We start from the raw sequence: 13,548 nt of genomic DNA on the forward strand, positions 1-13,548 counted from the left end.
AACCCTAAACAAAATAATCTTATTCCAGGCTAACCTATCTCGAAACGACCTGATTTTGACTTTATTTTAAATCATCATCAAGTTACAACCTCGGAGTTCAGCATTGTCAATTCGCCCTCTTACCTCAAAGTTTCCATTCTCAAAAACCTCTCCCATGTCCTTAGTTTCAATAAATGAGCAGGTCATGAAATTAGCCAAATCAATAATATTCAACCCACCATTTCTGCCTTTAAATGGATAAGCCAGAGGGTCATTCAAATCTCTAGAGATTACCTTCATAGTACGGCTGGGAGAGAAAATACCCTCCCCGTGAGAATATGCTTGAGAAAAAAGCTCAGTCATTCCATACTCAGAATGTACTTTCTCGACACCAAAGGCACTTTTTAAAACTGAATGAACATCATCTCTTATCATTTCTTCTCTTCGGCCCTTCATTCCTCCAGTTTCCATAACAGTCAATGCTGGATACTCCATTTGGAATCTCTCAGCGAAGTCTAATAACCCAAAGGTTACTCCAATGAGTAGTGTCTTTTTTTCTTGATCTCTCAACGAAATCAAGGTATTATTCAAGGATTCCCACTCGTTGAGGAAAAAGCCAGAATTATCATTATCACTTTCGCAGATGAAATAGTTTACCATCGAAATAAGTCCAGAGTTACTTCTTTCAAGGTATGAGGGTAGCAAAGCGAGAATTGTATGATCTTTTACGGAACCATAAACAGTTTCGAAACCTCTAAGGCAATTCTGGAGATAAAAAGACTCGTCAAAAACATAATGCTTGCTGGTCTGACTTTGGGTTGTACCGCTGCTTTCAAAAACACAATCGGTGTTCCATTCTCCAGTTTTGACGTTTTTGGTCTTGAAGAATTCAATTGGTAAAAAGGGGATATCGTAGATATTGGTGACATCATGTTCTTGCTTACCCAGAGCCTGAACATACGATCGGTATATAGGGTTATGCCTAAATTGAAATCTAAAAATTTCAAGTGCAAGATCATCAAATGTCAAAGAGTTGACAGAAATAATTCTTTGAGATAAACTATTGATATCAGGCATTCGTTATTGACAATGGGAAGACTATTAGGGCAAATATTGCTATAATTGTACTCTTTTAAATGCTTTGCATGAGAATTACACACTTTTCAAAGGTTTTGTTGGCCATAACAGCTCTCGGGCTGGTCGCAATTGGCTGCAATAAGCCCCCAGATTTACCGGATGCTCCAGCTATCAGTTTTGATAATATCACTTTTCAAATTAGGAATGAGGGTGACCCTCTTTTTGAGGAAACAGTACTGAGCCTCTCATTTAATGTAGAAGATGGCAACGGGGATTTGGGCCTTGATGGTAATGAAAACAATGCCCCATATAACTCTTTCGGATTAGTAACTGGCCCTAACGGATTTATTGAGTTTGGAGAGAGACCAACTGACCCTCCTTTTTCTTGTGTGAATTATGTTATTGAGGATAGAGAAAATCTAGACCTTAATAATGACGCTGATTTTCTAGACACACTATTGATCAATTTCAACGAAAATCAATTTAACATTGAAGTTGATTTTTTGGTTAAAAACAATGGTGTTTTTGAAGAGCTTGAGATGAGAGCTCAGCCTCGAGGTAGCGCAAATAAAACTACCTTATGTGGTATCTCATTCGATGGAAGGTTCCCATGCCTTTCTAGTGAAGATAATCCATGCGATTTTATTCGAAACAACGATCGCCCAATCGAAGGCGTGGTTACTTATGAGATGAATTCAGGTTTGTTCCTTCCCATTTTTAGGACGGACACACTGATGCTGGAATTCAAAATTCGTGATCGTGCCTTAAACGAGAGCAATGTGGCCAGAACTGAGGAATTCACTCTTCAGGGCATCACAATTGCCTCTACCAACTAGTAAATCTCAGGAAATCCAACTGGGTCGGACTCACTCATTAGTTCATAAATCTTATCGAATACCGTCTCAGTATTTGGCTTAGAGAAGTAATCCCCATCAGAAGCATACGCTGGTCTGTGTTCTTTTGCTGCGATAGTCACTGGTTGAGAATCGAGCTGTAAGTAACCTTGTTGCTCTTCCAGAACCTTCTGCATCATGTAAGCCGAGGCACCGCCTGGTACATCTTCATCAGCAAACACCACACGATTCGTTTTCTTGAGTGATTCAATGATTGAATGATCAACATCGAATGGAAGTAATGTTTGCACATCAATGACTTCAACCGAAATACCAACTTCTTCTAGTTCTTGTGCCGCTTGCATTACCACTCTACACATCGAGCCATAAGTCACGACAGTCACATCTTCACCACTTCTCAGTATCTCTGGTTTACCTAATGGTACAGTGAATTCACCAATGTTATCTGGGATTCTCTCTTTTAATCTATACCCATTAAGACATTCAATGATTAATGCTGGATCATCAGATTTAAGCATGGTATTATAGAAACCAGCAGCTTGTGTCATATCTCTAGGCACTAATACATTAATACCTCTAAGACTGCTCAAAATCATTCCAATTGGTGATCCTGAGTGCCATACTCCTTCTAGTCTATGGCCTCTTGTTCTAATAATGAGTGGCGCCTTTTGACCCCCTGCCGTCCTGTACTGCAGGGTAGCTAAGTCATCAGAAAGTGTTTGAATCGCGTATAGCAAATAATCCAGGTATTGGATTTCTGTTATTGGTCTAAGCCCTCTCAAGGCTGCACCAATTCCCTGACCGATGATGGTAGTCTCTCGAATTCCGGTATCCGTTACTCTCAGCTGCCCATACTTATCTTGAAGACCTGCAAATGCCTGATTTACATCACCGATTTTCCCTACATCCTCGCCAATGGCAAAAACGCGAGGATCTCTACTCATGGCTGCATCGAAGCAAGCCTGAAGTACTTCCCTCCCATCAACCAATGGTGATGACTCCGAAAACTCAGCTTCGATCTCTTCTACCCTTAAGGAAGCATCTGCAGATTCGCTCATCACATGAGAATTAAAACGTGAATGGTTCTCCTTATTCGCATTCTCTAGCCAAGCGACCAGTGAGGCTCTCGCAGATGTTTCTTCGTTACGAGTAATTCTCAAAACCTTCTTGACGACCTTAAAAGTGTCAAGTCTGATTGAGTTTAGGGTACTTTTGAGTTCTGAAACGATTTGAAGGATGGTGCCTCCATGTGCACTTTCGCTTCCTAAGGCCTCAAGAATTTCTACTGCCTTGTCTTGGTCTTTTTTGATATCATCGATAAAACCATTCCAAGCATTCTGTCTAGCAGTTTTTGCGGTAGCTTTAGCTTCCTTTTCAATTTCAGCTATTTCTTCTTCGCTAGAGATATTGTTCTCAAGAATCCACTTCTTAAACTGGACAAGGCAGTCATGCTCCTTCTCCCATTCAAGTCTCTCTTTTGGTTTATAGCGTTCATGGGATCCAGATGTAGAGTGCCCTTGAGGTTGAGTCATCTCCTGAACATGAATTAGAACAGGGACATGCTCTTCTCTTGCTATTTTAGTTCCTTTTTCAAAGGCATCAATTAGTCCCAAGTAGTCCCAACCTTTTGCCTTAATAATCTCGTAACCTGATTTAGTCTTTGTTCTTTGCATTCCAGAAAGGAATTCAGAGATACTCCCACCTGTTGTATGATACTCTTTCGGCACAGAAATCCCATAGTCATCGTCCCAAACAGACATAACCATCGGGACCTGAAGAACGCCAGCGGCATTAATGCTTTCATAGAAATGCCCTTCTGATGTAGAAGCATTTCCGATTGTGCCAAAGGCTACCTCATTTCCCTTGATGGAGAAATCGCTGAGTCCGTGTAATTCTTTGTTTTCTCTATAGAGTTTGGAAGCATAAGCTAAACCCACTAAACGTGGCATCTGACCTGCAGTCGGAGAAATATCAGCACTGGAGTTCTTCATTTCCGTCTGCTTCTTCCAATCTCCATTTTCGTCTAAAAGACGATTCGCAAAGTGGCCATTCATTAGTCTGCCGCCAGACGCTGGTTCTGCCTCTATAGAAGTGTGAGCATATAATTGAGCGAAGTATTGCTGAATAGTCAAGCCTTCAATAGCAAACATGAAGGTTTGATCGCGGTAATAACCGGATCTAAAGTCTCCATTCTGGAAGACTTTGGCCATGGCGATTTGAGCTAATTCTTTACCATCACCGAAGATGCCAAACTTTGCCTTCCCCATGAAGACTTCCTTTCGGCCTATCAAACTAGCTTCTCTACTTTCAAAGACTAGGCGATAATCTCTAAGGACATCTTCTACACTAACCTTTCGCTTGTTAATACTCTTTGTTGCTCCCACAGGCTTCATGGTTTTAATGAACGGTTGTTTCCCAATCAAATGGAACACAAAAGTAATCAATATTTAAGACAAATCAAATTTGGTTTAAGAAGCAAAAAGACACCATTCATAGAATATTATTCTGTGAATGATTTTTGAATCAAATCTCAAATTCAAATAACAGAGATTAGCAAAATTTTATTCTTTTCAATTTTGATCAAAAAGAACATAATTTTGAGATTAGCCTATGTAGTCACATTTCCTTCTGATTATCAGTACCTAAGTGCTTTTTTATTTCAATAGCAAACGTTTGTTATCTCCACTTGCTATATTTGCGCACACTAAAATTTAAACGTCCTTTTATCATGATCATTGGCGTACCTAAGGAAATAAAAAACAACGAAAATCGAGTAGCTGCTACCCCATCTGGCGTAGCTGAGCTTACAAAGCGCGGTCATACCGTCTATGTTCAATCTACAGCTGGTCTGGGAAGTGGTTTTACTGATGAAGACTACGTAGGTGCACGTGCACAAATTCTCCCCACAATTGAGGAGACTTATGCGATTGCCGAAATGATCATGAAGGTAAAAGAGCCTATAGAGTCTGAGTATAACCTTATCAAAGAAGACCAATTACTCTTTACTTACTTCCACTTTGCTTCTTATGAGCCATTGACTAAGGCTATGATTGCAAACAAATCAGTTTGTCTGGCATATGAGACAGTAGAAAAAGCGGACCGTAGCTTACCATTGTTAGTACCAATGTCAGAAGTGGCTGGACGTATGGCAACTCAAAAAGGTGCCAACTACTTAGAAAAGCCTCTTGGTGGTATGGGCAAGTTACTAGGTGGTGTGCCTGGTGTGCTTCCTGCTAAGGTTTTAGTCCTTGGTGGTGGTATTGTTGGAACCCAAGCTGCAAAAATGGCTGCGGGCCTGGGTGCTGATGTGACAATGATGGATATCAGCTTAAAAAGGATGAGAGAATTAGATGACATCATGCCGGCTAACGTCAAAACGATGATGTCAAACGAATATAATGTTCGTGCAATGATCAAAGATTCTGATTTGATTATTGGTGCAGTATTGATTCCTGGTGCTAAAGCTCCACATCTTATTACAAGAGATATGCTTAAAGAGATGAAGGCAGGTACCGTGCTTGTGGACGTAGCAGTAGATCAGGGAGGTTGTATTGAAACCTGTAGACCTACTACTCACGCAGAGCCTACATATGTTATTGATGATGTGTTGCACTACTGCGTAGCTAATATGCCAGGAGCTGTACCTTACACTTCTACGTTGGCACTCACTAACGCCACCCTTCCATACGCTATCCAGTTGGCGAACAAAGGTTGGAAAAAGGCATGTAATGACGATGTAGAACTGGCTAAAGGCTTGAACGTAATTAAAGGAGATGTTGTCTATGAAGCAGTAGCTGAGGCATTTGATTTACCGTACGTTTCTTTAGACCAACACTTGGCCTAATAGCTTAAAAGTATTACCGAAAAGGAACCTCTATTTTTAGAGGTTCCTTTTTTTATATAATTTTCCCCGAACAAATACAAAATGGCTGATACTGCATTAGTTACTGGCGCTGCTGGTGGCATTGGATTCGAATTCTGCAAATTATTGACCACCAAAGGTTATAACCTTGTTATGGTGGACATGGACTCTGAAGGCTTAGAAAAAGCCTCCGCCAAACTGCAGAATCTCGGTTCGTCCGTTATCACCCTTGTTCTGGATTTATCTGCTGAAGAAGCTGCTGAAACAATCGTCAATTTCCTTAAAGGCCAGGGCATTGAAGTAGATTTAATTTTCAATAACGCAGGCTTCGGCAATTTCGGATACTTTGCGGAAAGCAGTTGGGCCAAAGACCGTGCTATGTTGCAGGTTCATATGGTCACTGCAACAGAACTTATTAAGCTTCTATTACCAGGTATGATCTCTCGCGGGAAAGGTTACATTCTCAACAATGCTTCAGTTGCCGCATTTGTTCCTGGCCCCTTAATGTCGACTTACCATGCCTCTAAGTCTTATTTGCTGAATTTCACTCAGGCATTGGCCAATGAAATGAAAGGAACAGGAATAAACGCCACAGTAATTTGCCCAGGCATGACCAAAACCAACTTTGCCAAGGCGAATGGCAACGATGATCCGAACATCAAGTTTAACATCATGGACAGTGACTTTGTGGCTGAATATGCTTTCAATGCCCTAATGAAGGGAAAGGTAGTTGCAGTACCAGGGTTTTGGAATAAACTCAGCGCCTTTCTTCCGCGGTTGCTCAGCCGAGATACAGTCGCAAACATGGTTGGCAACATTCAAAGAAAAAATCATGCAAAAAGGGCTGATGAAAAGGCCAGTAAGAGTCTCTAGTTAGCTCGATTATAAACTGTTTCCTCCCAGGTCTTTAGCTTAGGATTAATCCATTTAAACCACAGAGGTGGTATGGCCGCCAATAAAATCATTGCGGGATATCCCGAAGGTAACTGCGGAGACTCTTCATAATGTTTTAAAACCTGATATCGCTTAATCGCATTGGCATGATGATCGGAATGCCTCTGAAGTTGAAAGAGGAAGAAATTGCTCAATCGGTGATTGGAATTCCATGAATGCATTGGATTTACTCTTTCATAAACCCCTGGTGAATTCTCTTTTCGGACTATGCCATAATGCTCAACATAGTTGACGATTTCCAGTAAAGTAAATGCTAAAACACTCTGTATGAAAAAGAACAAAGGCACCTCCCATACCAATCGATCAAAGTAGATACTTGCCCCTGTAGTCAAAGCCAAAGCAAAAAATATTGGCAAAAGGGTATACCAGATCATTTCATTATAGAAGCTCCAGAACTTGATGCCTTTTCTTTCCAATCTGCTTCTCTCAAGCTTCCATGCGCTGAAATAGCTACCTATTACAGAGCGAAGCCAAAAGGCATAGAAGTTCTCTCCCTTTCGGCTTGTCGCTGGATCACGAGGAGTAGCTACATATACATGATGACCTCGGTTGTGTTCAATATAGAAATGCATATAACAAACCGTCATCAGGATGATCCGAGAGTAAACTCGTTCAAGCTTTGACTTCTTATGCCCTAACTCATGTGCCACTGTAATGCCAATACCACCAGTAACCAGAGAGAAGGAAAGAATAAACCCAATCAAGAATATCGGCTCCATTGCGCTTTCAGCAATCACGAAGGCACCCCACATTAGGAAGCCAAGCTGAAAGAATGTCCATATGTAAGTGATCAACCTGTAGTAGAATTGCTCTGATACCAATATGGCTTTCTCATCAGTCATGTTTTCTGGATCTTTTCCAATAATCCAGTCTGCTAAGGGAATGAAAACAAAGACAAAGACGGACGCCATAAAATTCCAGTAACCTCCTAAATAGAATCCGAGGATGGCCAGTAATGGAATTATGAATGCTGTAAGAAACCCTGCTTTCTTGATAAAACTCACCTAGGAATTTACTGAATCAAAGCATAGCTGTCAAACTATTATAATCAGGAATTTCCATCAGTCCTTCAAAAGAATCGTTGGTGTTGTCGCAAAGACCAGCATATGTTACAATTCCATTAGTTACAATTAACAAACGCGCCTTGCAAGCGGTATTATAGACAGCCAACTGTCTAACTGTGGACTCATTAATAGCCACTGAGGCAGCTTTGCACTCGACTAAGACCAGAGGCTTCAACTCATTATCCATAACCATGATATCGCTTCTTTTCGTTAGCGAGTTATACTTGTGCCCTGTCTCCACACTAGTAAGGCTTGAAGGATAGTTTAAATGATTATTAAGGAAATTAAGAAAGTGTTGCCGAACCCATTCTTCTGGGGTTAATACAATGAACTTCTTCCTTATCGGATCGAAAATGGCTAACTTGCCGGCCCTTTGTTCAATTCGATATTCGTATTTCGGAAGCCTGAGTTCGAGCATTTGGCAAAGCTAAATAATTCTCCTGAACCAAATAAGCTATATGAAAACCAAACAAGAAATAGTAGAAAATTGGCTCCCTAGATACACTGGAGTGCCTAATGAAGAGTTCGGAGAGTACATCTTACTCACCAACTTTATTAATTATGTAAACATGTTCTCTGAGAAATTCGGGGTCGAGATTAGGGGAAAAGACAGACCGATGCAGAGTGCAACTGCAGAGAACATCACAATCATCAACTTTGGAATGGGTAGTGCGATGGCAGCCACAGTGATGGACCTTTTAAGCAGCATCAGCCCTAAGGCAGTCTTATTCCTTGGCAAGTGCGGTGGTTTAAAGAAGAAAACCCAACTGGGCGATATGATACTGCCTATCGCGGCTATTAGAGGAGAAGGAACAAGTAACGACTATATGCCTGTAGAAATACCTGCCCTACCTTCATTTAGATTGCAAAGGGCTGTTTCTTCTATGATTAAGAAGCACCAAAGAGACTATTGGACCGGAACATGCTATACCACTAACAGAAGAGTTTGGGAGCATGACAAGGCTTTCAAAAAGTATTTAAGAAAAATCCGTGCAATGGCTGTTGATATGGAGACAGCAACGTTATTCACTGTGGGATTCGTGAATGAAATTCCTAGAGGTGCCCTACTATTAGTGTCTGACAACCCGATGATTCCTGAAGGTGTTAAGACCGAGGCAAGTGATAGCAAGGTAACTGGCGATTATGTAAATGCTCATCTAGAAATTGGCATCGACTCACTCCGAGAATTAAGGGACTCGGGAGACTCTGTCAAGCATATGCAATTCGAATAAACTCAATAAAAAAGGGAGGCTTAAGCCTCCCTTTTTTATTTCTTCTTTACCTAACAAGAACTTTCAAAGTATACCGCTTTTGGTCGGTCAATATTCTTAGTAGGTAGAGGCCTGACTTTAATCCTGTTATGTCCACTGGTTCTACCCTTCCACGAGACAGCTTTTGGTTGAAGACTTCGTTTCCATTAAGGTCAAAAATCTTTATTGCTCTGGGGATACCAGGTATATCGCCTGAGAAATTAATAATTCCTTGTGTTGGATTTGGGTAGTAGTTGAAGCCTGGTAACTCATCTTCGATACTAGTGACTTCTTTGATGATTGGGAAGTCAAAGAATATATCCCCATTGGCAATTACAGTACCCCCTTCAAAATCGCCCGGAGTTCCAGCACCCTTTTTACTACCATCGACATTTCTAAATACCATTGCTAAACGATAGGCAACATCGGTATCGCTCATCCCATAGTATTGTGTCGGGGTAAAAGTGATTTGCCACTTATTCGCATTTTCTGAAGATCGAGTCATTAGGCCAACGCCATCATCTTCTCCCCAGTTGCCAATTACAAAACCATCTTCAAACGCAGTCCCGTTTTCAGAAAAACTGATACCCGAATGCATATACACCTTGTTTTCACCCACAAGACCTCTATTACCAAACCTAGCATCATAAGTCAAAGTGATTTGATCATCCTGATCGAATTCCGCTGGAGAAACGCTAATTAGCTCTCCTTCCAATTCCATGTCTAGAAATACTGTAGAGCCTCTGAATCCCTTACCAACATTAGAATTATCAGCATCTCTGAAATACATACCGAGCCTTACAGCTTCCCCACTCGTGATAGAGAAATAGTTTGTTGGCGTAATCGTGATCTGCCACATGTCATCTTCTCCATCGACTTTTGTCATAAGACCCACACCATCGTCTGTAAGGCTACCAACTAAATTCTGTATGGCTTGGCTATTGACATCGTCAAAGACAACTCCGGCATGCATGTACACTTTGGATGCACCTACAAGTCCGCTTGTGCCATCGGGATTGGCCTTAGTAGCATCAAACGTAATGGTGATTTCATCATCTGGTCCAAACACTTCTGGGTTTACGGTAACTGGACTCACAAATGCTTCAACAACCCCTGGAAACCCATCCGACACATCGTTAGAAGTAAAAATTCTAAACTGACCTGGCGCAAGATCTATTGAGGTATTCACATCGCCCACAGCCACTGGCCCGTCCGAAAAGTAATCATACCACTCTCCTGTTTGTGTATATGTGATGTCAGTTGTGGTAGCAGTCAGTCCGAAGTTGCCAACAATCAGTACATCTAAATCATCGGAGTCAATCGATATGGATCTTATATCGCCACTAAAGTCATATACATAGCTAATGTTCGATTCTTGATTGATAAGGTTTCTTAATCCAATCACTGCGGCAAAGGCATCGTAGGTATAGCCTCTCAAAGGGTCTTCGTAATAGCCCAAATTGCCCGCACCCCAAACTAAGGGCTTATTCCCTACTCTTCCATTAAAGTTGATATCAATATCATAGCCTAGTTCGCCAAACTGCCAAAGCATCTTAGGCCCTGGGAGGGTATAAATAAAGGCGGCATTCATTTTCAGCCTTTCTAAGGCGATTGTTGTATCTCGGGTATTATAGCCATCTGTAGCTCCTCCTTCTTGAAAGACTTCCCATAGTTGTCTTTGTTCGTCATGACTTTCCATATACGAAACATGAGTACTAGCCGTAGCTCCTTGGAAGGTGTCTCCTGTTGAGCCGCCAAGAGCACTCCAATACGAGAATCCTACGTTTCTCCAAAGAAGCATTCCTGCCACAGCGAGAGCGGCTTCTTCCGTGCCATCGGCAAAGTGCTCAAGAATTACATAAGCACCTTGGTCTACAGACCAGAGCTCAGTACTCATTCGAGTTAACAAGTCTATCCTAGACTGATCAAAGGCCGACCAGGCTCCTACATCACTAGGGTTATTTCTCTGGGTAAACCCTTTGGACAAATCGAATCTGTATCCATCAAAGTGATACTCATTTATCCAGTAAGCATTGACTGAGTCAACAAAGTCTTGAGTGTAGGTACTTTCGTGGTTGAAGTCAAAGCCAACATTAAAAGGGTGTGTGGCATCAGGGTTGAACCATGGGCTATTGGCTGCGGGTTTGCTATTGGCTTCATCCCAGTACATCCTTACCATTGGGTTTAAGCCAAAGGCGTGATTCAATACCATATCTAAAATGACTGCAATTCCTTTTTGGTGACAGGCCTGAATAAAGGTCTTCAAATTGTCTTTTGAACCATAGTACTTGTCAGGCGCAAAAAAGTACATAGGGTTATAGCCCCATGATTCATTGCCTTCAAACTCCATAATTGGCATTAGTTCTATTGCATTTACCCCAAGACCAGCAATGTAATCCAGCGTATCCACAAGGTCTTGATAGCTGTGCGTGCCAATGAAATCTCTTACTAGTAGTTCATAGATCACTAGGTCTTCTTTTTCCGGTCTTTGCCAGGCACCTTCTGAGGCACCCCATGCAAAAGGGGTTTGCCCTGTTTGAAATGTTGTTGCTATACCATATTCAATATTGTTATAAGTAGGAACTGCTTCATGGACTGAGGCTGGAATAAACGAATCGTTCCATGGGTCGGCAACCTTATCGGCATAGGGGTCTCCTACCCTTATATTGCCATCAACTAGGTACTGGAAAACATATTCTTGGTTGGCCGTCAAGCCTGAGAGTTCTATCCAGAATAGTTCACCATCAGGAGTTACATTCATTAGGTAGTCTGACCCAACTTGCCAGTTATTAAAATCTCCTACCACATAAACAAAGTCTTTTCCTGGGGCTTCAAGCACTAAGCTAACTTTGGTTAGATCATCACCATAGTTTATTCCTTTTTCAAGGCCTGCGGGCAGTGCTAATTCTTGAGTGGCTGGTGTAAGGGTCACATTCAATGGCTGAGTCACTTCTAGACTCTCTCCATTGACCGTAGCCGTTACCTTTAACGTTCCCTGAAAACTTGCCGTGGGTGTAAAGTCAAAACTGATTGTATTACCAGATGTGACGTTGGCCTTTTCATCAAAACCATTTCCTTCATCTACAGAGATTGCCATAGCGGTAACATCACTAGAGGCCTCAGCTGAAAGTGTAACAGACTCTCCATCTACAACAAAAATGTCTTCGTTGGTAGGTGACGTTATAGTCACAAAGTTGGCAACATTCAAATCCATGTAGATGTCGCCATTAGAAGTTACTTCTCCACCATTGATTGAGCCAGGAGTACCTGCTCCTTTGGAGGATCCGTCAGCATTCCTGAACACCATTGATAGCCTGAACATATTGGTACCAGAAGGCACTCCATAGTACTCTCGTGCAGAGGGAGAAAGAGTGATTTCCCACTTGTCATCTTCTCCTGACACTTTGGTCATAAGACCAATGCCATCATCGGCACCCCAATTACCCTTTACAAAGGTCCATGCGGTACCGGTTGGACTATCTGTAACCACACCCGTATGAACATATACCTTACTTGCCCCTACTAAACCAGCATCGCCTTGAGTAGCATCGAAAATCAGTTTGACCTCTTGATCACCATTAGCTGTTGATGGCTCCAATGTTACAATCTGCCCGAACGAAAGGGATGTTGTCAGAAAGAACAGTATTAGCGGAAATAGATATTTCTTCATAAAGGTTAGTGTTAAAAAAAGCCCAGTTACTGGGCTTTTTAACTAGTTCTTTCTTTTGACTACTGTGCAGTGAATGTATATGCTCCAGTGGATGTATCAAAAGTCACCAGGTAAGTACCTGCAGTTGCGATTGGAATATTTGCTCCATCCTGAGTACCAGTACCCGTTGGGAATGCAGTATCGCCCCAGTTAGTACCCCAATCATCATTTGCTCTAAATTTTGCATCACCTGCTGTCAAAGCAATTGTGACCTCATACTGAGTTCCTGTAACAAAGCTTAAGTCTGTGTCAGAATCCCATCCAGTTGGCGTAGCCGAACCAATGATTCCTACTGAGAAATCAGAAGTAACTGCAAAACCAAAAGTCTCAGTTCCTGAATTTCCATTAGAGTCAACAGCTGTTACGCTTAACGTATAATCACCAGCAGCTAGACCTCCTGAAACTGATACCGTCCCAGATGCAGTTCTTCCGGTTACAGTAAATGATCCAGAAGCAACTGAAGTAGTCCCATTCGAAAGGTCATAAGTTGCCGAGGCCAATGTACTCTGAGATAAGTTTTCGCTTCCATCAGTAAACGAAACCTCAATATTTACTGCTTGTCCTTGAATTACATTCCCGGGATCAGCAATAGAAATTACCGGTGCGACATCGACAACATCAAAATCGGCATTCCCGTTGTCGCAGGAGGTAATGGCGAATGTCAATAATGACATCGCAATCATAGTGTAAAGTAGTTTTTTCATGCTCTTTTAAGTTTTAAAATCGATTCCATAAAACAGGCGTCTCCTGCTTACAAAATCCGTATAGAATCAATAATAGCTATAAAAAACTAAGCTAA

At 41.6% G+C, this 13,548-nt stretch carries 10 protein-coding genes; 4 read left to right on the forward strand and 6 right to left on the reverse strand.

Translation table 11 applies throughout. The features are described from left to right. Positions 1 to 66 precede the first annotated feature (66 nt). Entirely contained in the window at positions 67 to 1,056 is a 990-nt protein-coding gene (locus tag J4E76_RS08545) for an acyl transferase (RefSeq protein WP_208503117.1), read from the reverse strand. A 68-nt stretch (positions 1,057 to 1,124) separates the two neighbouring features. On the opposite strand from J4E76_RS08545, the gene J4E76_RS08550 reads away from it, so the two are divergent. Next, a complete protein-coding gene (locus J4E76_RS08550; RefSeq protein WP_208503119.1) occupies positions 1,125 to 1,892 on the forward strand; it encodes a hypothetical protein in 768 nt (255 codons plus the stop codon). On the opposite strand, the gene J4E76_RS08555 is transcribed toward J4E76_RS08550, so the two are convergent. Next, positions 1,889 to 4,303 carry a thiamine pyrophosphate-dependent enzyme gene (locus J4E76_RS08555; protein ID WP_208503121.1) on the reverse strand — a complete coding sequence of 805 codons (2,415 nt, stop codon included), beginning with the start codon at positions 4,301 to 4,303 and terminating at the stop codon, positions 1,889 to 1,891. The genes J4E76_RS08550 and J4E76_RS08555 overlap by 4 nt on opposite strands. Positions 4,304 to 4,638: 335 nt before the next feature. On the opposite strand from J4E76_RS08555, the gene ald reads away from it, so the two are divergent. Together ald and J4E76_RS08565 are read left to right on the forward strand one after the other, a co-directional pair. Beyond that, positions 4,639 to 5,754 (forward strand): alanine dehydrogenase, encoded by a 1,116-nt coding sequence (gene ald / locus J4E76_RS08560; RefSeq protein WP_208503123.1) that lies wholly within the window; start codon positions 4,639 to 4,641, stop codon positions 5,752 to 5,754. Positions 5,755 to 5,835: 81 nt separating this feature from the next. Continuing rightward, a complete protein-coding gene (locus J4E76_RS08565; RefSeq protein ID WP_208503125.1) occupies positions 5,836 to 6,645 on the forward strand; it encodes an SDR family oxidoreductase in 810 nt (269 codons plus the stop codon). Here the strand turns inward: J4E76_RS08565 and J4E76_RS08570 are convergent. Both J4E76_RS08570 and J4E76_RS08575 read right to left on the reverse strand, forming a co-directional pair. After that, a complete protein-coding gene (locus J4E76_RS08570; protein WP_208503127.1) occupies positions 6,642 to 7,730 on the reverse strand; it encodes an alkane 1-monooxygenase in 1,089 nt (362 codons plus the stop codon). The two genes, J4E76_RS08565 and J4E76_RS08570, sit on opposite strands and share 4 nt — an antisense overlap. 16 nt (positions 7,731 to 7,746) lie before the next feature. Next, positions 7,747 to 8,208 (reverse strand): type I restriction enzyme HsdR N-terminal domain-containing protein, encoded by a 462-nt coding sequence (locus tag J4E76_RS08575; RefSeq protein WP_208503129.1) that lies wholly within the window; start codon positions 8,206 to 8,208, stop codon positions 7,747 to 7,749. Between the two features lie 40 nt (positions 8,209 to 8,248). Here J4E76_RS08575 and J4E76_RS08580 point away from each other — a divergent pair, with 40 nt between their 5' ends. Next, entirely contained in the window at positions 8,249 to 9,022 is a 774-nt protein-coding gene (locus tag J4E76_RS08580) for an AMP nucleosidase (protein WP_208503131.1), read from the forward strand. 46 nt (positions 9,023 to 9,068) lie between these two features. Here J4E76_RS08580 and J4E76_RS08585 read toward each other — a convergent pair whose 3' ends face one another. Further along, on the reverse strand, positions 9,069 to 12,710 hold the full coding sequence (locus J4E76_RS08585) for a DUF4961 domain-containing protein (protein ID WP_208503133.1): 3,642 nt from the start codon (positions 12,708 to 12,710) through the stop codon (positions 9,069 to 9,071). A gap of 59 nt (positions 12,711 to 12,769) precedes the next feature. Beyond that, the gene (locus tag J4E76_RS08590; protein ID WP_208503135.1) at positions 12,770 to 13,453 is read right to left on the reverse strand and encodes a SusF/SusE family outer membrane protein; all 684 of its coding nucleotides are present in this window, start codon (positions 13,451 to 13,453) and stop codon (positions 12,770 to 12,772) included. Positions 13,454 to 13,548 lie beyond the last annotated feature (95 nt).

Origin of the sequence: Roseivirga sp. E12 (assembly GCF_017592825.1) — a bacterium.
GTDB lineage: Bacteria > Bacteroidota > Bacteroidia > Cytophagales > Cyclobacteriaceae > Roseivirga.